This window comes from Prevotella nigrescens, assembly GCF_031191185.1.
GTDB classification, from domain to species: domain Bacteria; phylum Bacteroidota; class Bacteroidia; order Bacteroidales; family Bacteroidaceae; genus Prevotella; species Prevotella nigrescens.
This window is the reverse complement of the sequence record NZ_CP133465.1, coordinates 398,510-425,000: the sequence shown is the minus strand read 5'-3', so window position 1 is coordinate 425,000 and position 26,491 is coordinate 398,510. Positions and strand designations below refer to the sequence as shown.

Genomic DNA, 26,491 nt, shown 5'->3' with positions numbered 1-26,491 from the left:
GATAGGCTTGAAATAAGCATCATAAAAGTATAAGTACATTGATAGAGCATCTATTGTAGCTGCTTTTTGTCTGAATTTATCTGCTTTGATAAAATAATTTTCTTCAAACCAAATAACCTTTTCTTCTTGAATATCAAACTCTTTTAAGTCATAGGATTCTACAAAAGTTTCGAAACTCTTGCGCTCGGAAAGTTCTTCGATTAAGAGATTCCGTTCGGAAAGGTTAACTTCGTACACAAATACGCGATCTGTAAAATGTTGAGGTTCAACATAACCGTCCAACTTTTGTAAGAAAGTTGCTATATTCTCTATTTCTTGATAAGCATCGTCTGGCTCTGGATTAAACATTGCAATTGCATTTTGTCCATCTGTTGACTGCTTATAGTAATTCCATAATGTTTTGTTCATAGTTTTATTTTATATATTTATTCTCTTGGTATTGTTCGTCATAGAACGAAGATGCAATAATTAGAAATGTCTAAAATATTGATGCGATACTTCTTTACATGAGTCTTGTATCGTAAATCTACTCTCTATAACAGAGTATTAGAGTTCATCGGTAATTATGGCATTTTCTTGTCTGTATATCAGTACTGCAAATGTAATTATTTTTATTGATAAAGGGAAATATTAGAAATCGTTTTTTGTATGATAGTATGATGAAAGTTGTCCTTGCTGTACTTTCCAAATCGAAGTGCAATAAAAGAGTGTCCCTCTCCGAGAGATGCAGACGTTCTCGACGCGTAGCGAGAGGTTGTCTGCATCTCTCGGAGAGGAAAAAGAAACAACCAGCAATACAAATAAAAAAGGAGACCGAAGTCTCCCAAAGATTAACTAATTTTGTATTGCAAATGTATCATCAATTAATCTCGGAGCAAAGGTCGCAAATTTTTGCCTTACTCCAAAAGAAAACAGCGAGAAAAGAAATTGCCGACATCGTCGGTATTAGTCAGTCAACACTCTCACGTGAAATCAAACGCAACAGCACGCCTTCCGGGAAGTATATCTGGACGAAGGCGCATGATATGGCTATGCAGCGCAGAAAGAGCACGGTAACCAACGCCAAGCTCTCCGACGAATTAGTTTGGAGAATTAAAGAATATATTACCAACGACCAGTGGTCTCCAAGACAAATATCAGGGTATCTGCGCATGAATGAGGGCATAGAGGTGTCCCACCAGTCCATCTATAACATCATCCACAATGACACAACAGGGAAACTTGCAGAGCACACAAGGCATAAGATGAAATACAGGCATCGTCCCAAAGGCGGACATCTTCCAATAAAGGACAGGGTGAGTATCCATGAAAGAAGTAAGGAAGTTGACGGGAAGAGATTCGGAGATTTTGAGATGGACTTGATCGTCGCCCCTGCCCAGCACGCCATACTCACAATGGTGGAGAAATCCACCAATATGTTGTTTATGCAGAAACTGCCATTTGGAAAACTGTCAAAGCCTCTGGTAAAGGTGGTTAGGAAACTACTGCTGCCATACAAGGACAGCCTCAAGACGATTACAACAGATAACGGACCTGAATTTGCGGCACATAAGGACATCACCAAATACTTAGGCGTGCCCGTGTACTTCGCTGACCCATATTGTTCATGGCAAAAGGGAGCTGTTGAGAATACAAACAAATTAATCAGGCAGTATATACCTAAAAAGGATTCGTTTGATAACTATACGGACAAGAGAATTATGTCCATACAAAAGAAATTGAACGAAAGACCAAGAGAAAAATTAAACTTTTCTACTCCAAAGTGCGAGTTCTTTAAACACGTTTTGTAATTTTGCACTTGCTGGTTGACTCTGCGTTGGAGGTATTTTATTATAAAAAGTGATATTTTTTTCAGAAATATTTGGTAGATAAAAAAAAACATCGTACTTTTGCATTCGCTTAAAAGAAATTGTGATACTGCTTCAGTAGCTCAGTTGGTTAGAGCACCTGACTGTTAATCAGGGGGTCGTTGGTTCAAGCCCATCCTGGAGCGCAAAAAGAGGATAGTTGTAAGACTGTTCTCTTTTTTTGTTTTTTATTCTTCCAATTTTTCGTGTTTTTTAAAGGAGACAGTAGAAATTTAGTGTGAGAGGATAAGCATTCAGTTTGACAAGCCTAAAAAAGGATACTCTTTATTTTTGCAAATATAGAACTTTCATATGTATAATTCCATTTTTTATCAGATTTTCTTTTTGGATATTAGCATTATTTTGCAACATTCCTGTTATTATTAAAGCAGATCTCAATGATAACAGTTCAGCATAATCTACTATTTATGGGAATTATTTACAATGAACAGAAAGGAGACACACCGTTTTGGTGCATCTCCAATTCTCTTCTCTCAAATTTCAAAAAGCGAATTTAAGGGTGTGGTTGTGATCCTCCACCATTTTCAGGCTTCTTTTTACCTTTTGTTTTCTCCTGCGCCGCAACTTTAAAGAACTCGACATCGTGTAATGTTCTGAAGTCGGTACTCGGTCTGAACAAAATCATCGTCTTTTTAATGTGAGTAGAAGGCTTAAAGTCGTCTTCTTTCTCTACAGCTTTTGCGCTGAAAGTAGGACGGAATTTGCCAAGTGGTCCCGCATCTACAATGTTACCTTGCGAACAAAGTAAGTTTAATACTGTCCGGAATTTGTAAAAAACAGCTGCAACATCTGCTTGACTCACAGTAGAACCATCTGCCATAAATTCACAAAGTCTGTCGATACTTACACGTTGCTTTTGGCAAACTGCTCTGGCTATGTACATTGTTAAGCCTTTCTTTGGACCAACGCCCATCTTCCTTTTGTTTAATGAATAGTTCATAAGTTAAAATATTAAGATTAATAAAATTTGCACTTGCTTGTCTTTCGTCGCACGCAAGTGCTTTTGTTCGTGCGATGGTGCAAAGTTACAACTCAATTTAGCCCTTTCAAAGCAGAAAGTAGGTAGTTCTATGGGTAGTTTTATGGATAGTATATAAAAAATGCGTGGTACAAAATTTCAACTTTTCACTTTTTGTTAAATACTTGGCAATTTACAGGTTATTATATTAATAAGGTGTAACGAAGCTTTTATCTTTATTGAGCATTAGAATATTGGGTTTTGAACAGCCTAATTGCCAACCGTGATTACAGCACAGAAAAATATTATTAAGAATGAATGTTTTTGTAATTATAAAATCTGATTTTATAATTACATTTTTCTATTCTATAATTATAGACAGATACTAAAAAATTCTTTTGATAGATTTCACCATTAAAAAAATATTGTATCTCCTATTGGTATATTTATTCTTAATTATAGTTAATGTAATATAAATAGAAGTAAAATACAACCTTTATTTTCCATTTTTAATATTTATAATATATATTTGCGATAACAATCTGAAACAATGTTTAAGTAAATTACTCCTTATGAAAAAAATATTTTTTAAATCTCTAAATATAAAGAACAGAGGGATATATACGCTGAAACTTTGTCTGTTATTTATACTAAGTACTATGTTCGTTTCAATTTCTTATGCACAAACAAATGTGATTGACGGACATGAATATGTGGATATGGGGCTTCCAAGCGGCACCCTGTGGGCAACCTGCAACATCGGCGCTGAGTCTTCCACAGACTTCGGAGACTACTTCGCGTGGGGAGAGACAGAGCCTAAAGAGGAATATACTAATGAGAATTACAAATTCTTTGAAGGATACAAAGAGATTCCCGGAGTTGCCTATTACACGTTATGCACGAATATCGGAGAAAATATCTGCGGGACGGAATACGATGCAGCAAGGGTAAAATGGGGCGGACGATGGCGCCTGCCTACTTTTGAGGAGGTAGGGGAACTCGTGAGACTCTGCTGGAATAAATGGGAGGAAGTGGACGGCATTTGGGGCAGACGCTTCCATTATGGTGCAAATGAAAACACCCTGTTTCTTCCTGCTGCCGGATACGCTGCTACATATCAAGGGACAACATATCGTAACCAGAATTGGAAAGGATATTGTTGGACCGGAACGCTTCATAGAGCAGAAGGAGATCCTGATGATCTTATAACGAAAGCCAAAGATATAGATTACGATTCAGGCAGTGTTGGCAGAAGATCTAGCAAGAGAACAATCGGTCTTCCCATTCGTCCCGTTATCAATCCCAGAGAAACCGGGATTGCCGATATTGCATATACACGAAATATCTACGTAATATACCGTAATGGTTCAATAGAATTAAGTTCCATAGAAAACTGCGACCATATTGATATTCTGAATGTATGCGGGCAGAAGATTCTCTCTTCCACAGTTATGACAAAGAGCATTGAGACACCTCACTTTTCAAAGGGCATATACATCTGCGCCTTGGCAAAGCAAGGCAAATTGGTTTGTACACGGAGGATAATTGTCAAGTAATGTTTTGCAATAAAAGAAAACAATTATACCATTGGTAAAAATTATTTAGCATATTTAATTCAACCGATGAACTATTAATTAATCATTTAGAAGAAAGGAGTTCGGTATGAAAAAACATTTACTCATTTGTATAATCGGGCTATGTATGCTCACAATACCAACATTTGCGGAGGGTAATGAAATATTAACTCCGACGAGTTGTACTATTGAAAATAAGCGAGTATATGAACCGCTTAATGTAACTAACATCTATTTTGCAGGTAAAATTACAGTTGCTGAAGATGCAAAAGCCCTGATAACTTGCGATGGTAAGACGGTAGCAACTGGTACAATTAAGTCTGATACCTATCAAGAACAGGGTATTGCGGTTATTTCTTTCGATAAACTTATTCTTCCCAAAGGTCGCTCTTATCAGTTGGAAGTTCCATCAGGTACAATTAGTCTTAAAAGTAATCCTACGATAAAAGCTGAAAATCTTAAATTTAGCTTTACAGTCCCTTCAAAGATTCAAGGAAAATATTGTTCTGTTAAAGATGGTTCTACTGTAACATCAGAAAGACTTATGTGTTTCTATTTTGAAACAGAAACAGAACCTATTGGAGAACCAGAAATGACATTGTATAGAGAGGGGCTCCCAGTGAGAACATTTAAAGCAAATGTAGGTTGGGATTGGAACTTAGGTCAAGCCTATGCTAACTTTGGAGAAAAGATGAACTTTGAGAAAGGAGTGCACTATTCGCTTGTATTGCCCGAAGGAAGTCTGAGACCAAGATTCCGCGCCGACATAACGAATGAAGAAGCAAAAGTAGATTTTGTAGGCGGATATACTGAACCTATGGAGACAATAAACTATGTAGGGTGCAACATTCTTGATAATAAAGATGGTGTGCTTAACGAAGTTCGTTTTTTCTATAACCAGCCAATAATGCTTTCGCCGAATGCCAAGATACAACTATTTGGCAATAACAACAAACTGATTAAAGAAGCTACGCCTGTATTGACTAAAGAGAAAGAACAATGGGTTGTTTCTTGTAATTTCGGTGGAGTAGAAGTGCCACACGAGGGCTGTTATATAGTAATTCCGGAAGGAAGTATTATTTCGGCAAATGGCAATGTTGTAGTTAATTCTAAAAATGTCTTGAGCGTAACTAATCCGACAGGAATAGGCAAGGTATCGAACAATGATGTAGGTATTTGTGTATCTGGAAGACAGGTTGTTATAGACAATGCTCCTTTAGGTGAGACTCTGTCTGTATATTCGGTTAATGGAACAAAAATAGCAAACAGCCTTGTGTCTTCTTCGCATATTGTTTTAGAATTGCCATCAGAAGGTATATATATTGTTTCTATAAATGGCTATGTTAATAAGATAGTGGCGCGATAGTGTTTTCTTGAATCCAAATTGGTTGTTAGGGTAATTGTATCTTCTTACAACCGATTTGGATTTAAATTGTAGAATAGGAGCCGCTTACAATAAGAACATTGTAATATAAGATTCTGAAGAAGCGTGTTTAGGCATGTTCTCAAAATTCTACGTTGGTCTGTCTTTTAGAACCTACCTTTATTATATTCTTCCTTCTTCGCGGTACGAATAAAAGTGCTGTTGGGCAACAATAACGTGGTCTACAAAATAAATGTGCATCGTGTCGGCAGCTTTCTTTAAACAGTTAGTAATATTGTCGTCTTCTCTGCTGGGTCGAGGATTTCCGCTGGGGTGATTATGGCATAGAGCAATTGCAGTGGCATTTTTCAGTAATGCTTCTTTTAAAATTATGCGCACGTCAATAGCAGTTCCTGTAATACCTCCGTGCGAAATACATTTAGCTTCGATAAGGTCTAACTTTTGGTTCATCAGTAATATCCAGGCTTCCTCTACATCTTTATCTTGTACTTTTGGGTACATATAATTGTATATGGCAGGGGCAGAATCAAGATTTGGGCGTTTTGCAATGTCAGATGCCTGTCGTCTTTTTCCTAATTCGCATGCGGCAAGTATGGTTACAGCTTTTGCTTCGCCTATACCATTGTAAGTTGTAAGGTCGGTTATAGATAATTTTCCAAGTGTATTAAGGTTATTCTTACAGTCTGCCAACACACGCTTCATAAGTTCGACGGCACTTTCACGTGTAGAACCGGAACCAATAAGGATTGCTAAAAGTTCGGCATTAGAAAGTTTGTCGGCTCCAATATTTATAAGTTTCTCGCGTGGACGGTCTTCTACTGCCCATTTATTGATGGTTAGTTTTGTTTTTTCCACCATAAACCATTATTTATAGAAATTCTTTTCGAAGGCTGCAAATTCGTCTTTGCCTTTTATGCAGCGTTTCCACCATGCTTCAATAAATCCGAAACCATAGCCCATAAGTTGCACGAAAGCTGCGCGAATACTAAGAAAGCCAATTTTTATGCTTTTGTTCTGAACAGTGCTATCTATCAAGATTAAGATCGAATAGAGTAGGATAGGGGCAATAGCACATATACAAAAAGATAAACCCACAGCTTTTGAAGAATAAGAAACCGACGGCACGAGCGAAACGAAAAGACCGATAATAAAAAGTAGGCTAAGGAATATAACCCCCACGGTGAATACCATTGGTAGCAGATGAACTAGTTTCAGCGATTTTGGATATTTCTTATAAAGGTTTATGCGTGCAATCCCCGAATTGTACACTTGTCTATAAAATTTTCTGAAATCGGTACGGCGTTTGTGCCAAACCCATGCATCTGGAAAGAGGCGACAACGTTTATTAGCTTTAAAAATACGAATGGAGAAGTCTATATCTTCTCCGAAACGCATCTTGGAAAATCCTCCCAGCTCCATATAAACATCTCGACGAATGCCCATATTGAAAGAACGAGGATAAAACTTGTCTAACTTCTTTTTGCCACCACGAATGCCACCGGTAGTAAAAAATGAAGTCATAGAGTAAGAAATAGCTTTTTGAGTTTCAGAAAATGATTCGTGGGCTGCGTCAGGACCACCGAAAGCATCGGCAGGTTCACGTTTAAGTTCTTCTTCAATAGCACTTAAATATCCTTCAGGTAATACTACGTCAGAATCCAGAATAAGTAAGTATTCGCCTTTTGCACGTTCAGCACCATAATTTCGGCTTTGTCCCGGACCAGAATTAGACTTCATAAAATAATGCAGATCGAGTTGATTTGAATATTTCTTGCAAACCTCTTCGCATGTCTTTTGCGAACCATCTTCTACAATGATTACTTCAAAATCGGTAAAAGTCTGGCTTAATAAACTCGACAGAAGTTCGTCTACTTCGTCCGGTCGGTTAAAAACAGGAACAATGATGCTGTATTTCATAATATTTCGGTGGTGAGTAGAGTGTTACAAATAAAAGAAACGATAAAAGGACAAAAAGGTGGTTGTCGTTCTTTCCTTTTTGTCCTTTTATTATGTTATGCGTTTACACGACCTAAGTAACTTCCATCGCGTGTATCAATCTGAATTGTTTCGCCTTCGTTTATGAATAGTGGAACGCGAACTACAGCACCTGTCTCTAATGTGGCAGGTTTTGTGGCATTTGTTGCTGTATTACCTTTTACGCCAGGTTCGCTATGCGTAATCTTCAATATAGTTTTGACTGGCATTTCTGCAGAAAGAATTGTGCCGTCAGAAGTGTCTGTTACGACTTCAACAATGTCGCCTTCCTTCATAAATTCGGCACCTGTAATTTGATGGAGAGGAATAGGAATCTGTTCGAAAGTTTCCTGATTCATAAAGATATATCCTGTTGGGTCCTGATAAAGATATTGGTAAGGACGACGCTCAACACGAACATCTTCAAGCTTAAATCCTACTTGGAATGTACGCTCAAGTACGCGGCCATCAGAAACATTCTTCAGTTTGGTAATCATAACCGTATTGCCCTTACCCGGCTTCCTATGTTGAAAGTCGATACAAGTCCAAATCTTTCCATCAAGACGGATACATGTTCCGATTTTGATTTCTTGTGAATTAATCATAATCTGTTTTTTATATTTATTATTTATATGTTACGGGATAATTTGCTTTGCGCTGCAAAGTTAAGTAAAATATAGAAAAAAACATAAATTATTCAGCTAAAAAACAACCTTTTCTTGGTTAATTGAAAAAGAATAAGTAATTTTGCAACCCATGACGTGAGATTGCGTCTCGTCGTGATGTTTTTATCGCATAATAACATAAAAAAGAATATATAACAATGAAAAGAACATTTCAGCCTCACAACCGTCGTCGTGTAAATAAACACGGGTTCCGTGAAAGAATGGCAACAAAAGATGGTCGCCGCGTATTGGCTGCTCGTCGTGCTAAAGGTCGTAAGAAACTTACTGTGTCTGACGAACATCACGGAAAGTAATCTAAAGGCTTATAGAAAATTGAATTGGAAACGGAAAGAAGGAGAGACTATTCTTTGCTTCTTTCCGTTTTTTTCTTTAACTTTGCCCTATAATAAGTTATTAGTATAATAAAATGACGTCAAAGGGATTCGTCCACAGCTTTTTTAGTACCTATGTTTGGGGAAATGTCCTCGCAATAGTCATTCTCGTAACGATGCTTTCTATAGGAGTGAGATATGGAATTGACTATTATACCCATATGGGCGAATCTATCGTCGTGCCGAATATACTTCATAAGCAGTACGACGACGCACTTGATATTATGGACAAAGTAGGGTTGACAATAGAAGTTGCTGATACTGGATACGTAAAGGATTTACCCCCTGATTGTATTTTGGAACAAACGCCAGCTGGTGGAAAACGCATAAAATCTACACGTGTCATATATGTTACTATCAATGCTGCCAGTGCACCAACATTGCCTTTACCCGATATAGCAGATAACAGTTCTCTTCGCGAGGCACAAGCCGAATTATTATCAATGGGGTTCAAAGTGGGAGACCCTGAATATATTCCAGGAGAAAAGGACTGGGTTTATGGCGTTTTGGTAAACGGAAAGCTTGCACAAGCCGGAGATCGTATTCCTAACGATGCCGTAATTGTGCTGCAGGTGGGCGATGGAACACGCAATGCGAACGATACTACAAATCAGCGTCCTGGAAGTAGATATGAAGAAATAGAGGTTGAAGAGCCTAAATACGAAGAATATTACGATTGGGTAGAAGTCCCTGTGGACGAAAATGGAAACGAAATAAAAGAGGGAGGAAAATCAGCTCCACGAACTCTACCTTCGGTTCCACCACAATCGCAAGCTTTACCACCTGGTCAGAATACGCCAAAGCCAACTGAATAATAAGGTATGATAGAGATAGCTGACGAATACTTTTATGAAGATTTAGCTGACGATCTTTTAGGCGTGAACGACATTGCTGCCGATGGGGAAGAACTTTACGAACACTTCCGTGTAGAGGTTGATAAAGGGCAAGAAGCAGTGCGGATAGACAAGTTCTTGTTTGAACGAATGCAACACTCCAGTCGTAATCGTATTCAGAAAGCTGCTGATGCAGGAAGTATTTATGTGAATGGAACGCCTGTAAAAAGTAATTACAAGGTACGCCCCAATGATGTTATCACCTTGATGCTTGACCGTCCGAAGCACGATAACACTATTGTTGCAGAAGATATGCCGCTCAATGTTGTCTACGAAGACAATGAAATTATGGTGATAAATAAGCCCGCAGGACTTGTTGTGCACCCTGGGGCTGGTAATTTTCGTGGTACACTCATAAATGCAATAGCTTGGCATTTGCGCGACTTAAAGAATTTCGACCCTAATGATCCTGCCGTTGGTTTGGTTCATCGTATTGATAAAGATACAAGTGGTCTACTTTTAATTGCTAAAACACCAGATGCAAAGACATTCCTTGGTAAGCAGTTCTTCAATAAAACAACACATCGTAGCTATGTAGCTTTAGTATGGGGGAACTTTACCGAGGACGAAGGGCGGATAGAAGGAAATATTGGACGCGATCCAAAGGATAGGCTACGCATGAAAGTGTTTGATACCGATTCCGGAATAGGTAAACCTGCCGTTACGCACTATAAGGTTTTAGAACGATTTGGCTATACAACCCTTATAGAATGTATATTGGAAACAGGTAGAACCCACCAAATTAGAGCACATATGAAGCACATCGGGCATCCGCTTTTCGGAGACGAGCGCTATGGTGGCACAGAAATATTGCGTGGACAGCGTACCAGTACATACCGAGCTTATATACAAAATTGCTTTAAATTGTGCAACCGGCAAGCCTTGCACGCAAAGACGCTCGGTTTTGTTCACCCACGGACAGGAGAGCAAATGGACTTTACAAGCGAACTTCCCGACGATTTGTCAAGTGTAATAGAAAAGTGGCGAAATTACATAAATGGTAAACAAGAGCTATTGTGAGCTTCTTGCATGATTAAAATAAATAATTAGAATGAAAGATATGAAACGTACAATAGCCATCGTTTGCGGTGGCGATTCTTCAGAACACGATGTTTCTCTCCGTTCTGCACAAGGGTTGTATTCCTTCTTCGATAAGGAACGTTACAATATTTATATAGTCGATGTAAAAGGAACAGATTGGCATGTAAACCTCGATAACGGGCACACCGCACCGATTAATAAAAACGATTTCTCGTTTAATAATAATGGTCAGACAGTGTTCTTCGACTATGCGTATATAACAATACATGGGCGACCAGGCGAGAATGGTATTATGCAAGGCTATTTTGAATTGGTAAACATTCCTTATTCTACTTGCGATGTGTTGGCGTCGGCACTCACTTTTGATAAGTTTGTATTGAACCGTTATTTAAAATCGTATGGCATTCATGTCTCTGAAAGTATTTTACTGCGTCTTGGAGAAACGTATAATGAAAGAGAAATAGCAGAGAAGATTGGTATGCCTTGTTTTGTGAAACCTGCAACCGACGGCAGCAGCTTTGGCGTTTCAAAGGTAAAGAATGCAGACCAATTAGCTCCTGCACTTCGTAAGGCTTTTATGGAAAGTTCGGAAGTTATGGTAGAAAGTTTCCTTGATGGTGTTGAAATAACACAAGGAATCTATAAGACGAGAGAAAAGTCGGTTCCATTCCCTATCACGGAAGTGGTTACAAGCAACGAATTTTTCGATTATAATGCTAAATATAATGGCGAGGTAGACGAGATAACACCTGCTCGTATCAGCAAGGAGTTGGCTGAGAAGGTAACAGAAGTAACTTCTCACATCTACGATATTCTGCACGCAAATGGTATTATTCGCATCGATTATATCATAACAAAGGATAACGATGGCAACGATGTTATCAATATGCTCGAAGTAAATACTACTCCAGGAATGACCGTTACAAGCTTTGTTCCACAACAAGTGCGTGCAGCTGGTTTGGATATTAAAAATGTACTTAGCGATATTGTAGAAAATCAATTCTAAATACACATATAATAGGTGTAGGCCAATACGGTTCTGCACCTTTATTTCTTTATAACGACCATTTAAGAATAAGTGAATACATAATATAATAAATTATGAAAACACTTTCTGAATTTGACGATATACGCCCTTTCGACTCTGAAGAACTGCCCGAAGTTTACAACAGATTACTTGCAAACGAACAATTCCGGCAAGTATTAAACTATCTTTATCCCAATGTGCCGATTGATGCTATTTCTCAGAAGATGCACCAATGTAAGACTATTCTTGAGTTTCAGAAAGCTTTTGCCTATACTTTCCTCCAAGAGCTTATTGACAAGGCAAGCACAGGTTGCGATATGGAATCGTCGGCCATCGACAATACAAGGCAATATACCTTTGTCAGTAACCACCGTGATATTGTGCTCGATTCGGCGTTTCTCTCAAAGTTGTTAATCGATAATGGGTTTGCTACTACCTGCGAAATTGCTATTGGCGACAATCTGCTGTCGTTACCCTGGGTGCGCGACTTGGCACGGCTTAACAAGAGTTTCATAGTTAAACGTGGTCTTGCTCCCCGCGAACTTATGCAGGCGAGCGTAAAGATGGCGCGCTATATGATATTTGCACTTACAGAAAAACACGAAAATCTTTGGATTGCACAACGCGAAGGACGGGCTAAAGATTCTAACGACCTTACACAAAAGTCTATTCTTAAAATGTTTGCATTGGGAGCAGAAGGCACATTGCTCGAAAGACTTCAGCAGTTTCACGTCGTTCCGCTTTCTATTTCTTACGAATACGACCCCTGCGACTATCTGAAGGCGGCAGAAATGCAGGCAAAACGCGACAATGCAAATTGGAAGAAAGGACCAATGGACGATGTACTTAGTATGCAAACGGGTATAATGGGCTATAAAGGCAACATTCATTACCACGCTGCTCCTTGTATCGACGAATATTTAGAAACACTGAAGACTACAACAGATATGGCGAACGGACCACTGTTAGCTGCAATTTGTCAACATATAGACAAAGAAATACACCGCAACTATCGTCTTTATGCCAACAATTATGTTGCGCTCGATGAACTTGATGGTACTACAATTTATACCAATAAGTACTCTGATGATAATAAAGCGAAGTTCGATGCTTATATAGAAAAGCAACTCGCAAAGATTACCCTTCCCAATAAAGACGAAGCGTATCTTCGCCAACGTTTGCTTGAAATGTATGCCAACCCTGCTCGCAACTATCTGAAGGCAAATGCGTAGACCAATCTTCTTTTTTCTCGTTGTAGCCTTTGTATTGGTGGCTTGCACCAATGACCCTTTTAAAACGGGCGACTCGGAATACTCTTATTTGCGTTCCGACTTTGTTGAGGCTACCACCAATGGTAAGGCAGCTTTTGTTTCGGCTGTTACCGATGATGGTGATATGCTTTTGCTTCGCCAACCGTTGTATGCAAAATGGGCAATTCGTCCCGATACCACTTATCGAGCACAATTGTTTTATAACAAAAAGGGTATAGACATTGAACCCGTTGCAATAGCCAAAGTGTATGTCTTATCTGTTCCAAAACAAACCAACACGGCTAAAAATCCAACCGATCCATTGGGCTTTACCAGTGCATGGCTTGCCAAAACTGGCAAGTATGTCAATCTCGAATTGGCTTTAAAGACGGGTAAGAGCAATGTCCAACAATCTTTAGGTGTAAGTTTAGAAACTGTTGAAGCGTTGGCGAACGGAACAAAGAAGTATAAACTGCGCTTACTGCACAACCAGAACAATGTTCCCGAATACTACACAGTGCGCACTTTCGTTAGTATCCCTACTGCTTTTGCGCGCAAAGGAGACAGCATGGAGCTGCACATAAGTACCTATAAAGGAGAAGTAACGAAAAATTTTATTTTATAAACTTTGGCGTAATGGACATTTGGTAGGCTGAAAATGTCAGTCTGCAATTTTCATGTTATGCAGCTATAAAGGTTATGCGGATAAAGCAGAAAACAGGAACAAGAGAAAAACCGACACCTTTCGATGCCGGTTTTCGTCTGTCGTCTTAAAAAATTTGAGAAATGAAACTTCACAGTTTCGAACTTGTTTTATTAGAAAATGATTTGTTTTATAGAGAAAGCATTAAAATGATATTTCTTTTAATTGTACTCTGTTTCGGTGATGGCGCTAACCTTCTGGGCTGAATCTACCTTGGCAGAGTCGGCTTTTGCCACAGCCGGACTCTTGGGAGTCTTGTTCGCATTTGGCATTTCAACATGTTGTTGAGCCGAAGGCGTGGTGCCATTGAATGTTTCTTGCAATGCGTTCTGCAATGTGAGCAAGATGGCAACAATTGCTGCAGCCTTGAAGAGTGGCATTAAGCGCTTACGCATTGTAATGGTACGAGCCTTTACAGGGTGGTCTTCGTTCACCTTTTCGAGTATCTTCTGGTCAAAGTCATCGCCAAGAACGTCAGCCTCTTTCTGTTTCTGTCCGTAGACAAACAAGTCTTTATAAGGCAGCAAATCGGCAGGAACTTCCTCCTGAGAGAAGAATAAACGCAGTATTTCCTCCTCTTGTAGCGAAGTTTCGCAGCGCCAATAGCGTTCCAATAACTGTTCGATGTACTTATAATCCATATTGTTCTATTTTCTGAAATCGTTGTTTTACAGTTTGGCGAGCACGGAAAATATTTGTTTTTACCTGTTCTTCCGTTATGCCTAAGATGCTTGCAATCTCTTTGTATTGCTTGCCTTCGAAGTCTCGTAGCTGCATACATGTGCGCTGTTTCTCGGGCAAAGAGTTTACAATCTCCTTTACTATGCGCAGTCTGTCCTGGTCTACCAGTCTGTCCTGCGGTGTTGAGAGTGGTTCTTGTCTGGGTTGTTCTTCTTCCAAAGAGCCGTTCTGATTGTCTCGCTTCTTCAGTCTGTCGAGCGAAAGGTTCCTGCATATCCGCAGGCTGTAGGCTTCTATGGAATCGATGGAACCCCATTCGTAGCGTTTGTCCCAAACTTTTATCATCGTGTCTTGCACAATGTCCTCAGCCTCTTCCCTATTAAGGGTTATGCGAAGCGCCAATCTGAAGAGTTGATTCTTCAATGGCAACACGTCGTTTCGGAAACTAACTTTTTCCATTCTCTCTATTGTAAAGACGAATAAGTGGGGATTGAAGTTACAAAGAGCCGTGTAAAATGGCTATGTTTTAACCTTTGTTAGTTGTTTATACAAAGATATCTATTGTTGGGAACAATAATTAACAAATAGGAATGGAGAACCTGTTTGGAGTAGTTTTACTCCAAATAGGTATATCCATACAGTCCGCTTCGATAGTTGCTAAGGAATTCTTTTCCTTCCTCGAGCGATATTTTTCCTTGCTTGACGCTCTTGGTTACCCATATTTCGAGCTGCCTAACAAGTTTCTTAGGGTTGTATTGCACATACTCGAGCACCTCTTCCACGGTTTCGCCGTCTATAATCTGGTCGATATGATAGCTCCCGTCTTTCACGGAAAGGTGCACGGCATTGGTGTCGCCAAACAGATTGTGGAGGTCGCCGAGTATCTCTTGGTATGCACCAACGAGGAAAACACCAAGATAATAAGGCTCGTTACGACGCAATGCGTGCACTGGAAGCACGTGGCTGGTGCGTCCTCCGCTTACGAAATTGGCTATCTTGCCATCGCTGTCGCAGGTAATGTCTTGCAAAGTGGCTTTCCGTGTAGGGCGTTCGTTCAGCCGTTGTATCGGCATGACGGGGAAAAGCTGGTCGATAGCCCAACTGTCGGGAAGCGATTGGAAGAGCGAGAAGTTGCAAAAATATTTGTCTGCAAGCAATTTGTCTAAGTTGCGGAGTTCGTCTGGCACGTGCTTCATTCCCTTTGCCAGTGTGTTTATCTCGTGGCAGACGCTCCAGTACATTGCTTCTATCTCTGCGCGGGTCTTCAAATCTACCATTCCGTGCGAGAAAAGCTCCAGAGACTCTTCACGAATCTGCTCTGCATCGTGCCAATCTTCGAGCATGTTGCGCGAGTTAAGGTTGTCCCATATCTTGTAAAGTTCGCGTACTAACTGATGATCTGTGTCCTTTGCCTCGAACTCTTCCGACATTTCAGGCAGCGAAGCCGTCTCCAATACGTTTATAACGAGTATGGAATGGTGTGCAGCAACGTTGCGTCCGCTCTCAGTAATGATGTTCGGGTGTGGTATTCCGTGCTTGTTCGATGCATCTACAAAGGTAGATACACAGTCGTTTACGTACTCTTGAATGCTATAATTCACCGAACTCTCGCTGCTCGATGACCGTGTTCCGTCATAATCTACACCCAATCCGCCTCCACAATCTACGAAGTCTACATTGTACCCCATCTTTCTTAGGTTGGCATAATACTGTGCAGCCTCGGTAAGTGCAGTCTGAATGCGACGTATCTTCGTAATCTGCGAACCAATATGGAAGTGTATCAGTCGTAAACAATCGTGCAATCCCTTCTCGTCGAGCTTCTCAAGGGCTTGCAAGAGTTCCGATGCCGTTAAGCCAAACTTGGACGCATCGCCTCCGCTCTCAGCCCATTTACCCGAGCCTGTAGATGCCAGTTTGATGCGAATGCCAATGTTGGGCATAACATTAAGTTTCTTGGCGGCTTTTGCAATAATGTCTATCTCGTTAAGTTTCTCTACTACAATAAATATGCGCTTGCCCATTTTCTGTGCCAAAAGGGCAAGTTCTATGTAGCTTTGGTCTTTGTATCCGTTGCAGATAATAGGCGAGTCGCTCTGGCACTGAACCGCTATTACGGCGTGCAATTCGGGTTTCGAGCCTGCTTCCAAGCCAAGATTGAACTTCTTGCCGTGCGAAATAATCTCGTCAACAACCGGTTGCATCTGGTTAACTTTAATAGGATAGATGATGAAATTATCTCCTTCATATTTGTATTCCTTCTTTGCAATCTCGAAACACGACGATATTTTCTCGATGCGATTGTCGAGAATGTCCGGGAAACGGAGCAAAACGGGAGGCGTTACGTCGCGTAACACAAGCTCATCCATAATTTCGCACAAGTCTAACTGCCTGTTATCCTTGCACGGAGTAACGTAAACGTGTCCAGATTCGTTGATACCAAAGTAAGAAGTTCCCCACCCTTTAATATTATAGAGTTCCTTCGAATCTTCAATCGTCCATTTTTTCATAACCTATTTGTTGTGTGTTAGAGAACTTTTTGTGCCGTTATAACTCGGATAGATTTCGCTCTCGATAATGAAATAGTATTCTTGTTTATTATTTTTTCCTATGTTGTATTAAAACTTCCGGCTTGTTTTTATGGTCGCAATAAGCTGTTTTGCCATTGCGCTTATCTTTTTGCGGTTGTCCATTAAATGCACTTCAACAATGTGCTTTGCCCTCTTGTAGTAAGTGTTTCGTTGCTCTATCTGTTTCTCTACAAAGACTTTCATTTCTTCTTCCGACTTGCCTTTTAACAGAGGACGAACATTCCTGCTCATGTTAAGGTGCTGGCAGATGATGTCGGCAGTTGCATTCATGTACACCGTTTCACCCTGTTGGTTCAGGTAATCCATATTGTCGAAGAAGCACGGAGTACCTCCACCGCAGGCAATAATGACGTTCTCAAACTCTGCAACCTCGTGCAGCATGTTGCGTTCTATGACTCTGAACCCATCTTCGCCCCGTTCTTCGAATATCTGGGCTATAGTTTTGCGCATGCGTGTCTCTATATACCAGTCTAAATCGTAGAATCTGAACCCCAGGATTTTAGACAAAGCCCAACCGAGCGTGGTTTTTCCGGCGCCCATATAGCCTATTATGATTATTCGTTTGAGGTTGTCTGGTAGGTTCTCGGTCATTTCTTACATATCCGCCTTCTCCTATGGGGAGAGGCGGAGGCTGGCTGTTTATTTGCGTTTGCGCTTTGTTTTCGGTTCAGGAGCATTCTTCATAATGTCTTGACACTCTTCATACGTAAGTTCGGCAGCCCTTTCGTGCATGGCTTTTGGTATGCGATAGTTCTTTCCGTCGTATGCAATGTATGGGCCGTAACGACCGTTCATTACTTCCAGCTTCGGGTCTTCGTCGAACTGTTTAAGGTGTCTTTGTGCATCTTGGAGCCGTTTTGTTTCTATCAGGCGTATGGCTGTGTCAAGCGAAACTGTCAAAGGATCTTCCTCTTTGGGCAATGAGACATACTTTTTGTTGTGCATTATGTATGGGCCGAAACGTCCTGTGCCAATCACGACGTCGGTTCCTTCAAACTGTCCGACCGTGCGTGGCAGCTTAAACAGTTCCAATGCATCGTCGAGCGTGAGTGTCTCCATACTCTTGTCAGTCGGAATTTGCGCAAAGCGGGGCTTGTCCGTATCATCGGCAGTGCCGATTTGCACGACAGGACCGAAGCGTCCAATCTTTACAAATACGGGTTTGTTGGTCTTAGGGTCTACTCCTAACTCGCGTTCACCAGCCTTATGCTCCGACCGTGCATTCATTACGGATTCCACTTCGGGTTCGAAATGCTTATAGAAATCTTTCATTGCAGTGTTCCATTTTGCCTTTCCCTCCGAGATTTTATCGAACTCTTGTTCTACTTTTGCTGTGAAATTGTAGTCCATAATGTCTGGGAAGTTCTCCATGAGGAAGTCGTTTACCACGATGCCAATGTCGGTTGGAATAAGTTTTCCCTTATCGGCACCTGCCATTTCCTTCTTGTTCTTCGAAGTAATCTTCAGTGCCTGTAATGTGTCTACGATGTATGTACGTTCTTCTCCCTTCTTTTCTCCCTTCTGAACGTACTCGCGTTGCTGAATGGTCGAGATGGTTGGAGCGTATGTTGATGGGCGGCCAATGCCCAGTTCTTCGAGCTTATGCACAAGACTTGCTTCTGTGTAGCGACTTGGTCCCATGGAATAGCGCTCGGTGGAAACTATGCTGCGCCGTTCCAGAAGCTGACCTTCGTTCATTGCCGGCAGTGCGTGCGACGTGTCTTCGTTCTCGTTTTCGTCGTCAGTAGACTCGCGATAAACTTTCAGAAAGCCGTCGAATGTAATTACTTCGCCCGTGGCTACGAATTGCAAGTCGGCTGCTTCGTGCCCTTCCGTATCGAAGATGGCAATAGAAACAGTGGTCTTGTCTATCTTGGCATCTGCCATTTGCGATGCTGCCGTGCGCTTCCAGATAAGGTCGTAAAGACGTTTTTCCTGACTGGTTCCGTCTATGTTGTGTGCACTCATGTCGGTTGGACGGATAGCCTCGTGGGCTTCTTGTGCCCCCTTGCTGCTGGTGTGATATTTCCGAGTCTGACTATATTCGGTGCCATATAAGCGCTCTATCTCTTTTTGGGTCGTGCTGATGGCGAGCGACGAGAGGTTTACGCTGTCGGTACGCATGTATGTAATGCGTCCTGCTTCGTACAACCGCTGTGCCACCATCATGGTCTGACTTACTGTGAAGCCGAGTTTGCGTGCAGCTTCTTGTTGCAATGTAGATGTTGTAAAGGGAGGGGCGGGGGTACGTTTCAGCGGTTTCCTGGCGATGGAAGATATTTTGAACGATGCCGTTTTGCACTGTTCAAGAAACGCCAACGCCTCTTCGTGCGTAGAAAAACGCTTGTTTAGTTCTGCCTTCACCTCGTTTTTCGTGCCGTCTTCGCTTGTTGCAGCGAATATTGCGCTTATTCTGTAATAGGGCTCAGACTTAAATGCTTGTATTTCGCGCTCGCGTTCTACTATCAACCGTACGGCAACGCTTTGCACGCGCCCTGCGCTTAGTGCCGGTTTTACTTTGCGCCACAACACCGGAGACAGGCGGAAACCTACCAAACGGTCCAAGACACGGCGTGCTTGCTGTGCGTTTACAAGGTTCATGTCCAAATGACGGGGATTCTGAATGGCGGCAAGAATGGCTGGTTTCGTAATTTCGTGGAACACAATGCGACTTGTTTTTGCTTCGTCGAGACCTAAAACTTCGCAAAGGTGCCAGCTTATGGCTTCTCCTTCGCGGTCTTCATCGGATGCCAACCAAACCTTTTTGGCGGCTTTTGCGTTCTTTTTAAGTTCTGAAACAACCTTCTTCTTCTCTTCCGGAATTTCGTAATTGGCTTCTAAAGTGTCCAAATCCACACTCAGCTCTTTCTTTTTCAAATCACGAATATGTCCGTAAGACGACATTACTTTAAAGTCTTCGCCTAAGAACTTCTCTATTGTCTTCGCCTTTGCAGGGCTTTCCACTATAACTAAGTTTTCTTGCATATCAGCATTAGTAACATTATTCAAGGGCGCAAAAGTAAGCAAACTTTTTCCATACACCTTATATAATGGGCTATTTTTAGTTTTTTTAATATTAGCGCTTGTAGGAATATTATGTATTCTATGTTTTCTAACTTTTTAAAAGAGCTTGTTTCACATTGCCAAACAGGCTCTTTTGCATTGCCAAACAGGCTCTTTTGCAAGGCAAAACGATAGCTTTTTGTAGTATGTTGAGTATTAAATAGTTATCCGAACAATATTTTCGCTGTTTTTAAAACGCCATGATGCCTTAAGTGTGCGTTAGATAATCGCAAATATTAAAGTCTTGCTTGTTCTGTAGTTTTCACGCTTTAGCTCAACTCCTCCCCCTGTTCCGTCTATCAATATATAAATTCGTACTATCATAAAGTTTCTTAAAATGCAGGTCTTTATTCTTCAAATTTCTTATCTTTGTCTCAAAAATAAATGTACTTATGAAGAAAAATATTTTCCTTTTTCTATTTTTTTACTGTATGGCAACCAGTCTTTATGCGCAGCAACGACTGTCTTTGCCCGATGTTGATGCCATAGGTTACGACGTAGATGGCAGTTGGATAGACCTTTATAAAAAAGTAGGCACCGACCGTTATGCTCAAAGACGTTTGCAAATAGATCGGAAAAAAATAAGCATAAGCAAAGCTTCTGCAGCTTATCAGATGGTCTGGGATTTATATTCTTGCAATGATACACTAAGTAGAAACGATATTGAAAAAAGGGGAGAGCGTTTCGTTGATGTAGATAATCTGCGTCCCATAGCTCTCGAAAACTATGTTGGAAAGACGTTCGATATCAAAGAAGGCGGCAAATGGAAGCGCAATGAAGAAAACTCGAGCTATGTTTTGAAGTTCTTGCGACCCGACCTTGCGTTTGCTCAACTGCTGCGTTATGCCAAGGCTGATAGGTATGCATACAGCGTAATAACTATTTCTTCGTGTGTTCCAGACTCGGTTACAACCTGGCGTGGGGTGTCTCAACCATTAAATCCGCTTGTTTTGGAAATGAAAGGAGGGAAGACGGTTTTGTTATTCGCCTATAGAACATTCGATTATTTGTTGCTTCCAACGATTAAAAGCGACCAGTTTGTGAAATTATCTCGCGAATGCCAACCTGCGGAACTAACAGAAGCAGGAAATAAATACGATGCTGCTGCACCCTACGACTTCATGAATATTGTTCTTAAAGACTTCTTGAACGTTAAGAAAACGGACGAAGGTAGGTGCCAATTGGTGAACGCTTTCGGCGAAAATATGCTGAAACAAGATTACGACAGCATTATTTGTGGAGACCGTTTTATTATTGCGCATACAAAGAAAGGGGTTGATGTGTACAATCTTTACCTTCAAAAGCTCGACTTGGGAAACGCCCTGGTTGCGTATGAAATACCTAATTGTATGATTGGTTGCATAAATGTGCTGAACAGAAATGGTGATTTTTACTACGATGAAATGGGGAAAAAGATGAAAAATCCTTGGAAAATACAGTTTGAAGTTTGCGGCACTGTACCTCATTGGACATATAGTTTGCTAAAGAAACGTGGGCAACACCAGCTGAAATACTACACTGGTGGACCTGGTGTAACCTGCGAAGAAGACAAACGTTACGTGCTTTCAGACTGCCAACCTTCTGACTCTCTTACCTTTCTTGATGGAAAAAAAGAGTACAGATGCAATGGAAACAGTTGGTTTCTGGGAGATCTCGATGTACGTCCAGAATGGATAAGAGTAGGAAGAAATGGCAAATTTGGTATTCTTGCTTACGATTATAAACTGCCAAACGATGTGGAACCTAAGGAAGGTACAGTAGGTCAGGGTGATTGGAAAAGACCATTGATGACTTATCCTGTGCGGACTCTAAAGGGCGAAACAATTCTTCCGATGGTCTACGACTCTATTATGATGCACAACGACGGATATATTTATTTCTACAAAGGTGGCAAAGCGGGCATCTATTCGTACAACGACACACCTGTTTACGATGAGTTGGAACAGAGCACTCGATACTTTTACCACATAGTGAAGGACGGCGTTAGTGGCTGGCTCGACCTTAAAACCAACAAAGAGCATTATTTTTCAAAGTCTAAGGAGTAGGCTATGGCATATGGGTGGCTATGGTTCTGTCCACCCACTTTTGTCTCTTATTAATGCCATTTGTGCAGTAAGGCGAGCAAATTCTTCTGCCGATACCGCATGGGCACGCAAGGTTCGTACTCTCGAAAAGTTACGAAAGTAAGGGTCTTGCGTAACATACCAGCCGTAGTTGCTTATCTTCGACACTCTTTTCATCTGGCTTTCCAAGTTTGCTATCGCTGTTCGTGCAACGGAGCTAAGCAGATGCGAACCGTCGTTCAGTTTTATTGCCAGCACCAGAAAGGTTTCTGTCGGGTCGTCTTGGCGTGGCGCATAGTCCATCATACGCTTGCTTATGGTAATGTCTCGATGGTATTTGCGGTTTATTTCCTCCATTCTTTGGCGAAACAAAGTGCCGTGTGCCGATGTGTCTTTCAGGTTTTTGTAGGCAATTTCGTAGTGAATCATTTCGTGAATAAGTGTGTCTTCTATGAGCGATTGCGGCATGTCGTAATAGTTGGAAACAGTAATGGTAAAGCTACGGTGTGTTTTTCGCCATGTTTTTTGCATACGATAGCTCATGGAACCTAATCTCCGTTTGGCGTTAGACACCCGTAAGTTAGGCATGGGAAGCGTGTCTCCGAATATCTCTTCATTGTATTTGTTGAAGGCTTCTTTAAGATAAGCTGTCGTAATTTCCATTATTCTGCAATCTGTTTTTTGTTCCAGTTCACCAAGTAAAGGTGCTCGGTGGCACGCGTGAAAGCTGTGTAGAGCCAGTGAATGTAGTCGGCTGTAAGCATTTCGTCGGTCATATAGCCTTGGTCGAGATAGATATGTGCCCACTGTCCGCCCTGCGCTTTGTGGCACGTAACGGCATATCCGAACTTTATTTGCATGGCGTTGAAGTACTGGTCTTCGCGCAATTGCTTCATGCGGTCGGCTTTTCGGGGCACGTCGGCATAGTCTTCCATTATGCTTTGAAAGAGTTTCTCGTTCTGTTCGTGTGTCAGTGCAGGGGCTTCCGTCGTGAGCGTGTTGAGCACGACCACCGTGTCCAGCTCCGTATTGTCGTAATCGGGAAACTCCAAAACGACGTCGGCGAAGCGGAAACCATACAGTTCGCGAATGTTGCGCACGCGCCGCACCACGGCGTGGTCGCCGTTTGCAATGAACGAAATATCGGTGCTGCGGTCTTTTTCCAAGTATTTGTTCTTCACTACCATTACCAAATCGCCCGTTGTAAGTTCTTCCTCGCGTCCGAGAATGGTGTTGCGAATGCCTTGATTGAAGATGTTTGCCCGCTTGTTCGACCGTGTTATCACCATAGTTTCGTCCATTCCCACTGCCGAATAGCTCGATGTGAGACTCTCAATCAGTTCGTCGCCGTGCACAACAGAGATGTCGGCAAATCCTTTCAGCCGTATTTTCGGCAGCTGTGTTGCCGTGTTACAGGTTATCATTTTGCGAATGGCGGTGGCATTCCACAGTATTCCAGAATGCTGACTTTGGCGCAACACCTCGTTCAGATCACATTCATAGACCTGCAAGCCGTAAGTTCGCAGCATGTCGGCACGCAGTGCAGGGCTTTCCTGTTCGCCTATTGGGGGCAGCTGCGCCTTGTCGCCAATGAGCAGCAGGCGGCAATTGCCATTACTATTGTAAATGTATTGCACCAAATCATCGAGCAAACGACCGCTGCCAAACACTGAATTGTTTTGCGAAAGGCTAATCATCGAAGCCTCATCTACCATGAACAGCACGTCGCGAAACAGGTTGTTGTTGAGCTGGAAATGCCCATCGGCACCGTTGAAAGCCTTTTCCCGGTAGATTTTGCGGTGAATGGTTGAGGCTGCCAAGCCTGCATTGAGCGAGAAAACCTTTGCTGCCCGCCCCGTAGGTGCCAACAACGACACCTTGATACGCAGCCGGCTCACGGCTCTGACGATGGCTCCTGCAAGCGAAGTCTTGCCCGTACCCGCACTTCCGCGCAGTATCATCGCTGCATTTTCGCTTCTGTCGGTCATGAACCGGGCAAAGATGTGCAAGGCGTTTCGTTGGTCTTGCGTTGGTTCAAAGCCGAAGTCTTGCAGTATTTGGTACACCCATTCGTCTTGTATCATACTTCATTGCATTTCGTTCTAACCGTGCAAAGTTAGCCATTTTATTTGATTGCGGTTTCTTTTGCATGGTATTTTGCCAACAAAACCACCGTTCTGTTATCGTTAAACAGGCTCTCTGTTGTAGTACTTGTGCGCAAGTACAATTGTATTTAAGTGTAGGTACGCTCGTATCTACGTGTAGATATTACTGTTTTGTGCCGATAAAACAAATACAGAACTATGGTAAAAAAGTTGCAGAACCATGGTAAAAATGAAATGAAAGACTGCGGTGTGCAAAGAATAAGCTATATTTGTGGTGCGAAAGACCGCGTAATTGAAAAAAAATGCGTAAGTTTGCAGCACTCATAAACTATGGTTCAGATAGATAATAACATTCCCGATAGGTGCATACGCCTTACTTTACGCATAAGCGAAAGCAGTATGCTGTTTGCCGTTGGCGACCCGCAAGCCGACGATAATTTTGTGTTCGAACCCTATAACGTAAACAATAGCATTTCTGTAGCGGCAAACTTGCGCGAAGCTTTCAAGAAGTCTGAACTATTGCAGAGTGGCTACAAGCGCGCATTGGTGGCGATAGATGCCCCCACAATGTTTGTTCCGTTAGACGAATATAAGGAACAAGATGCAGAAACACTCTACAAACACACCTTGAAATGGCAACGAAGCGAAGACATACTGACGAGCACAATGCCCAAACTAAATGCCGTTGCAGTGTTTGCAGTAAGCAAAGACCTGAAGATGGTGGTAGACAACCATTTTGAAAACATACAAGTCCAGCCGCAAATGCAAGCCGTGTGGACGCATCTGTATAAGTACGCATTCGCTGGTATCCGTCAGAAACTGTTCGCATATTTCCACGACAAGCGAATGGAGGTGATTAGATTTCAGCGAAACAGGTTCGAGTTCTGCAATTCGTACGGAGTAAATAGTACGCAAGACATACTCTATTATCTGCTTTACGTATGGAAGCTGATGGGAATGGATAGGGGAGACAACGAACTGTATTTGGCAGGAAACGTTCCCAATAGAGACGAACTGTGCACCAAATTGCAACAATTCGTGAACCGATACCACGTTCTGGAAGTTGCAACCGACTTCAACAACGCTGCAATGGCAACGCAAAAGGAAATTCCATACGACCTGAAAGCATTGTATTTGGGTTGAAACGAAAATAAGAGAAAGACGCTATGCGCATAATAACCGGACAGTTCAAAGGTAGACACTTCGACATACCACGTACCTTCAAGGCACGTCCTACCACCGATTTTGCAAAAGAAAACATATTTAACGTACTCAACGGATACATCGATTTCGATGGTATTACGGTGCTTGACCTATTTTCTGGCACCGGAAGCATAAGCTTGGAACTAATATCCCGAGGTTGTAAGGAGGTGGTAAGTGTAGAAAAAGACCGCGACCATGCACGCTTCATAGCCGAATGTATGCGGAAAATAAAGGTGGAAAGCAATATTCTTATCCGTGGCGACGTATTCCGCTTTCTTAAAACATGCCATCAAAAGTTTGACTTGATCTTTGCCGACCCACCCTATGCATTACCAGAACTCGGGACCATTCCGGACCTTATTTTTGAATATAACCTGCTTTCAACAGACGGAATTTTCGTGTTTGAGCATGGAAAAAACAACGATTTCTCAAACAATCCGCACTTTGTAGAACACAGAAGCTACGGCAGCGTGAACTTCTCTATATTTAAATGAAATGGCTTGTCCCTCACAACAGCGCCACAACAACATGGCAGCCATCAAAAGCAAGAATACGAAGCCAGAGATGATAGTCAGAAAGTTTTTGTGGCGCAACGGCTTCCGGTACAGGATAAACAACCCACGCTTGCCAGGCAGTCCTGACATCGTGCTGCGCAAGTACCGAACCTGCATCTTTGTGAATGGCTGTTTCTGGCACGGACACGAGGGCTGCAGATACTACACTGTGCCGAAGACCAATACAGAATTCTGGGTGAAGAAGGTAGCCCGTAACAAGGAACGGGACAAGGAAGAACAACAGCGGTTAGCACAGATGGGCTGGCATTGCATTACGGTGTGGGAATGTGAGCTGAAGAAAAACAAGCGCGAACAGACACTGGTGTCGCTGGCATACACGCTTAACCATATATACCTGAAAGACCGTTTGATTACTTATCAGGTACCTGAAGAAGACGCCGGAATGATGATAGCCGCAGAACCCGAACCACAGACATAAAATATTCTTATGCAAGAAGGTTATGAAAAATCCCCCATAACCATTTTATGTTCCGACTACATCAAT

At 41.8% G+C, this 26,491-nt stretch carries 25 protein-coding genes and 1 tRNA gene (1 of these 26 only partly in view); 14 read left to right on the top strand and 12 right to left on the bottom strand.

From position 1 onward, the window contains the following. Nucleotides 1-408 carry the 5' end (the start) of a type I restriction enzyme HsdR N-terminal domain-containing protein gene (locus RDV52_RS03865; protein WP_004366979.1) on the bottom strand. Its footprint begins 1,161 nt before the window's first position, so the window shows 408 of its 1,569 coding nt (coding positions 1-408); it begins with the start codon at nucleotides 406-408; its stop codon lies beyond the left edge, outside the window. Between the two features lie 443 nt (nucleotides 409-851). On the opposite strand from RDV52_RS03865, the gene RDV52_RS03860 reads away from it, so the two are divergent. Both RDV52_RS03860 and RDV52_RS03855 read left to right on the top strand, forming a co-directional pair. Then, the gene (locus tag RDV52_RS03860; protein ID WP_040557423.1) at nucleotides 852-1,790 is read left to right on the top strand and encodes an IS30 family transposase; all 939 of its coding nucleotides are present in this window, start codon (nucleotides 852-854) and stop codon (nucleotides 1,788-1,790) included. 129 nt (nucleotides 1,791-1,919) lie between these two features. Then, nucleotides 1,920-1,993: transfer RNA gene (locus RDV52_RS03855), tRNA-Asn, on the top strand. Nucleotides 1,994-2,361: 368 nt separating this feature from the next. On the opposite strand, the gene RDV52_RS03850 is transcribed toward RDV52_RS03855, so the two are convergent. Next, a complete protein-coding gene (locus tag RDV52_RS03850; RefSeq protein ID WP_040557410.1) occupies nucleotides 2,362-2,808 on the bottom strand; it encodes an HU family DNA-binding protein in 447 nt (148 codons plus the stop codon). 677 nt (nucleotides 2,809-3,485) lie between these two features. On the opposite strand from RDV52_RS03850, the gene RDV52_RS03845 reads away from it, so the two are divergent. Both RDV52_RS03845 and RDV52_RS03840 read left to right on the top strand, forming a co-directional pair. Beyond that, the gene (locus RDV52_RS03845) at nucleotides 3,486-4,382 is read left to right on the top strand and encodes a T9SS type A sorting domain-containing protein (RefSeq protein WP_256593307.1); all 897 of its coding nucleotides are present in this window, start codon (nucleotides 3,486-3,488) and stop codon (nucleotides 4,380-4,382) included. 145 nt (nucleotides 4,383-4,527) lie between these two features. Further along, complete coding sequence (locus RDV52_RS03840; protein WP_004366981.1) at nucleotides 4,528-5,766, top strand: DUF6383 domain-containing protein; 1,239 nt, start codon at nucleotides 4,528-4,530, stop codon at nucleotides 5,764-5,766. Nucleotides 5,767-5,946: 180 nt separating this feature from the next. Here the strand turns inward: RDV52_RS03840 and radC are convergent, their stop codons facing one another. From radC to efp, 3 genes are all read right to left on the bottom strand, one after another. Beyond that, nucleotides 5,947-6,642, bottom strand: a complete 696-nt coding sequence (gene radC / locus RDV52_RS03835) for a RadC family protein (protein WP_004366982.1) — start codon at nucleotides 6,640-6,642, stop codon at nucleotides 5,947-5,949. Between the two features lie 6 nt (nucleotides 6,643-6,648). Then, the gene (locus tag RDV52_RS03830; RefSeq protein WP_004366983.1) at nucleotides 6,649-7,701 is read right to left on the bottom strand and encodes a glycosyltransferase family 2 protein; all 1,053 of its coding nucleotides are present in this window, start codon (nucleotides 7,699-7,701) and stop codon (nucleotides 6,649-6,651) included. Between the two features lie 95 nt (nucleotides 7,702-7,796). Further along, entirely contained in the window at nucleotides 7,797-8,363 is a 567-nt protein-coding gene (gene efp / locus RDV52_RS03825) for an elongation factor P (protein ID WP_004366984.1), read from the bottom strand. A gap of 218 nt (nucleotides 8,364-8,581) precedes the next feature. On the opposite strand from efp, the gene rpmH reads away from it, so the two are divergent. The 6 genes from rpmH to RDV52_RS03795 all read left to right on the top strand — a co-directional run bounded on the left by rpmH (nucleotide 8,582) and on the right by RDV52_RS03795 (nucleotide 13,651). Then, nucleotides 8,582-8,737, top strand: coding sequence for a 50S ribosomal protein L34 (gene rpmH / locus RDV52_RS03820; protein ID WP_004354441.1), 156 nt, complete (start codon nucleotides 8,582-8,584; stop codon nucleotides 8,735-8,737). 113 nt (nucleotides 8,738-8,850) lie between these two features. After that, nucleotides 8,851-9,630 carry a PASTA domain-containing protein gene (locus RDV52_RS03815; RefSeq protein ID WP_004366985.1) on the top strand — a complete coding sequence of 260 codons (780 nt, stop codon included), beginning with the start codon at nucleotides 8,851-8,853 and terminating at the stop codon, nucleotides 9,628-9,630. 6 nt (nucleotides 9,631-9,636) lie between these two features. After that, nucleotides 9,637-10,728, top strand: coding sequence for an RluA family pseudouridine synthase (locus RDV52_RS03810; protein ID WP_004366986.1), 1,092 nt, complete (start codon nucleotides 9,637-9,639; stop codon nucleotides 10,726-10,728). A gap of 31 nt (nucleotides 10,729-10,759) precedes the next feature. Beyond that, nucleotides 10,760-11,755: a D-alanine--D-alanine ligase gene (locus RDV52_RS03805; protein WP_004363594.1), complete on the top strand. Its 996-nt coding sequence runs from the start codon at nucleotides 10,760-10,762 to the stop codon at nucleotides 11,753-11,755. A gap of 95 nt (nucleotides 11,756-11,850) precedes the next feature. Then, nucleotides 11,851-13,008, top strand: a complete 1,158-nt coding sequence (locus RDV52_RS03800; protein ID WP_004366987.1) for a 1-acyl-sn-glycerol-3-phosphate acyltransferase — start codon at nucleotides 11,851-11,853, stop codon at nucleotides 13,006-13,008. Continuing rightward, complete coding sequence (locus RDV52_RS03795) at nucleotides 13,001-13,651, top strand: NigD1/NigD2 family lipoprotein (RefSeq protein WP_004363592.1); 651 nt, start codon at nucleotides 13,001-13,003, stop codon at nucleotides 13,649-13,651. The genes RDV52_RS03800 and RDV52_RS03795 overlap by 8 nt, the downstream gene beginning before the upstream one ends. Nucleotides 13,652-13,890: 239 nt before the next feature. Here RDV52_RS03795 and RDV52_RS03790 read toward each other — a convergent pair whose 3' ends face one another. The 5 genes from RDV52_RS03790 to topA all read right to left on the bottom strand — a co-directional run bounded on the left by RDV52_RS03790 (nucleotide 13,891) and on the right by topA (nucleotide 19,983). After that, on the bottom strand, nucleotides 13,891-14,370 hold the full coding sequence (locus RDV52_RS03790) for a hypothetical protein (RefSeq protein ID WP_004363591.1): 480 nt from the start codon (nucleotides 14,368-14,370) through the stop codon (nucleotides 13,891-13,893). Beyond that, entirely contained in the window at nucleotides 14,360-14,869 is a 510-nt protein-coding gene (locus RDV52_RS03785; protein WP_004366988.1) for an RNA polymerase sigma factor, read from the bottom strand. The genes RDV52_RS03790 and RDV52_RS03785 overlap by 11 nt, the downstream gene beginning before the upstream one ends. Nucleotides 14,870-15,024: 155 nt before the next feature. Further along, a complete protein-coding gene (gene speA, locus RDV52_RS03780) occupies nucleotides 15,025-16,917 on the bottom strand; it encodes a biosynthetic arginine decarboxylase (protein ID WP_004363589.1) in 1,893 nt (630 codons plus the stop codon). 108 nt (nucleotides 16,918-17,025) lie between these two features. Continuing rightward, nucleotides 17,026-17,589, bottom strand: a complete 564-nt coding sequence (locus RDV52_RS03775; protein WP_004363588.1) for a shikimate kinase — start codon at nucleotides 17,587-17,589, stop codon at nucleotides 17,026-17,028. 48 nt (nucleotides 17,590-17,637) lie between these two features. Further along, nucleotides 17,638-19,983: a type I DNA topoisomerase gene (topA, locus tag RDV52_RS03770; RefSeq protein WP_040556917.1), complete on the bottom strand. Its 2,346-nt coding sequence runs from the start codon at nucleotides 19,981-19,983 to the stop codon at nucleotides 17,638-17,640. A 509-nt stretch (nucleotides 19,984-20,492) separates the two neighbouring features. Between topA and RDV52_RS03765 the strand changes: the two genes are divergently transcribed. Further along, nucleotides 20,493-22,106 carry a hypothetical protein gene (locus RDV52_RS03765; protein ID WP_309149736.1) on the top strand — a complete coding sequence of 538 codons (1,614 nt, stop codon included), beginning with the start codon at nucleotides 20,493-20,495 and terminating at the stop codon, nucleotides 22,104-22,106. Between the two features lie 18 nt (nucleotides 22,107-22,124). On the opposite strand, the gene RDV52_RS03760 is transcribed toward RDV52_RS03765, so the two are convergent. Both RDV52_RS03760 and RDV52_RS03755 read right to left on the bottom strand, forming a co-directional pair. Next, nucleotides 22,125-22,787 (bottom strand): SprT-like domain-containing protein, encoded by a 663-nt coding sequence (locus RDV52_RS03760; RefSeq protein ID WP_004366991.1) that lies wholly within the window; start codon nucleotides 22,785-22,787, stop codon nucleotides 22,125-22,127. Beyond that, a complete protein-coding gene (locus RDV52_RS03755; RefSeq protein WP_004366992.1) occupies nucleotides 22,787-24,208 on the bottom strand; it encodes an ATP-dependent DNA helicase in 1,422 nt (473 codons plus the stop codon). The genes RDV52_RS03760 and RDV52_RS03755 overlap by 1 nt, the downstream gene beginning before the upstream one ends. 351 nt (nucleotides 24,209-24,559) lie before the next feature. Between RDV52_RS03755 and RDV52_RS03750 the strand changes: the two genes are divergently transcribed. Genes RDV52_RS03750 through RDV52_RS03740 form a run of 3 tightly spaced genes read left to right on the top strand, consistent with a single transcriptional unit; the run spans nucleotide 24,560 to nucleotide 26,425 of the window. Further along, entirely contained in the window at nucleotides 24,560-25,372 is an 813-nt protein-coding gene (locus RDV52_RS03750; RefSeq protein ID WP_004366994.1) for a DUF3822 family protein, read from the top strand. 23 nt (nucleotides 25,373-25,395) lie between these two features. Continuing rightward, nucleotides 25,396-25,926: an RsmD family RNA methyltransferase gene (locus RDV52_RS03745; RefSeq protein WP_004366995.1), complete on the top strand. Its 531-nt coding sequence runs from the start codon at nucleotides 25,396-25,398 to the stop codon at nucleotides 25,924-25,926. Nucleotide 25,927: 1 nt separating this feature from the next. Continuing rightward, nucleotides 25,928-26,425 (top strand): very short patch repair endonuclease, encoded by a 498-nt coding sequence (locus RDV52_RS03740; protein WP_040556919.1) that lies wholly within the window; start codon nucleotides 25,928-25,930, stop codon nucleotides 26,423-26,425. Nucleotides 26,426-26,491 lie beyond the last annotated feature (66 nt).

Bases quoted from the DNA above. Each gene is read 5' to 3' on its own strand.
- RDV52_RS03860 (WP_040557423.1), top strand. From the start codon at position 852: ATGTATCATCAATTAATCTCGGAGCAAAGGTCGCAAATTTTTGCCTTA.
- RDV52_RS03850 (WP_040557410.1), bottom strand. From the start codon at position 2,808: ATGAACTATTCATTAAACAAAAGGAAGATGGGCGTTGGTCCAAAGAAA.
- RDV52_RS03845 (WP_256593307.1), top strand. From the start codon at position 3,486: ATGTTCGTTTCAATTTCTTATGCACAAACAAATGTGATTGACGGACAT.
- RDV52_RS03840 (WP_004366981.1), top strand. From the start codon at position 4,528: ATGCTCACAATACCAACATTTGCGGAGGGTAATGAAATATTAACTCCG.
- radC (WP_004366982.1), bottom strand. From the start codon at position 6,642: ATGGTGGAAAAAACAAAACTAACCATCAATAAATGGGCAGTAGAAGAC.
- RDV52_RS03830 (WP_004366983.1), bottom strand. From the start codon at position 7,701: ATGAAATACAGCATCATTGTTCCTGTTTTTAACCGACCGGACGAAGTA.
- efp (WP_004366984.1), bottom strand. From the start codon at position 8,363: ATGATTAATTCACAAGAAATCAAAATCGGAACATGTATCCGTCTTGAT.
- rpmH (WP_004354441.1), top strand. From the start codon at position 8,582: ATGAAAAGAACATTTCAGCCTCACAACCGTCGTCGTGTAAATAAACAC.
- RDV52_RS03815 (WP_004366985.1), top strand. From the start codon at position 8,851: ATGACGTCAAAGGGATTCGTCCACAGCTTTTTTAGTACCTATGTTTGG.
- RDV52_RS03810 (WP_004366986.1), top strand. From the start codon at position 9,637: ATGATAGAGATAGCTGACGAATACTTTTATGAAGATTTAGCTGACGAT.
- RDV52_RS03805 (WP_004363594.1), top strand. From the start codon at position 10,760: ATGAAAGATATGAAACGTACAATAGCCATCGTTTGCGGTGGCGATTCT.
- RDV52_RS03800 (WP_004366987.1), top strand. From the start codon at position 11,851: ATGAAAACACTTTCTGAATTTGACGATATACGCCCTTTCGACTCTGAA.
- RDV52_RS03795 (WP_004363592.1), top strand. From the start codon at position 13,001: ATGCGTAGACCAATCTTCTTTTTTCTCGTTGTAGCCTTTGTATTGGTG.
- RDV52_RS03790 (WP_004363591.1), bottom strand. From the start codon at position 14,370: ATGGATTATAAGTACATCGAACAGTTATTGGAACGCTATTGGCGCTGC.
- RDV52_RS03785 (WP_004366988.1), bottom strand. From the start codon at position 14,869: ATGGAAAAAGTTAGTTTCCGAAACGACGTGTTGCCATTGAAGAATCAA.
- speA (WP_004363589.1), bottom strand. From the start codon at position 16,917: ATGAAAAAATGGACGATTGAAGATTCGAAGGAACTCTATAATATTAAA.
- RDV52_RS03775 (WP_004363588.1), bottom strand. From the start codon at position 17,589: ATGACCGAGAACCTACCAGACAACCTCAAACGAATAATCATAATAGGC.
- topA (WP_040556917.1), bottom strand. From the start codon at position 19,983: ATGCAAGAAAACTTAGTTATAGTGGAAAGCCCTGCAAAGGCGAAGACA.
- RDV52_RS03765 (WP_309149736.1), top strand. From the start codon at position 20,493: ATGGCAACCAGTCTTTATGCGCAGCAACGACTGTCTTTGCCCGATGTT.
- RDV52_RS03760 (WP_004366991.1), bottom strand. From the start codon at position 22,787: ATGGAAATTACGACAGCTTATCTTAAAGAAGCCTTCAACAAATACAAT.
- RDV52_RS03755 (WP_004366992.1), bottom strand. From the start codon at position 24,208: ATGATACAAGACGAATGGGTGTACCAAATACTGCAAGACTTCGGCTTT.
- RDV52_RS03750 (WP_004366994.1), top strand. From the start codon at position 24,560: ATGGTTCAGATAGATAATAACATTCCCGATAGGTGCATACGCCTTACT.
- RDV52_RS03745 (WP_004366995.1), top strand. From the start codon at position 25,396: ATGCGCATAATAACCGGACAGTTCAAAGGTAGACACTTCGACATACCA.
- RDV52_RS03740 (WP_040556919.1), top strand. From the start codon at position 25,928: ATGGCTTGTCCCTCACAACAGCGCCACAACAACATGGCAGCCATCAAA.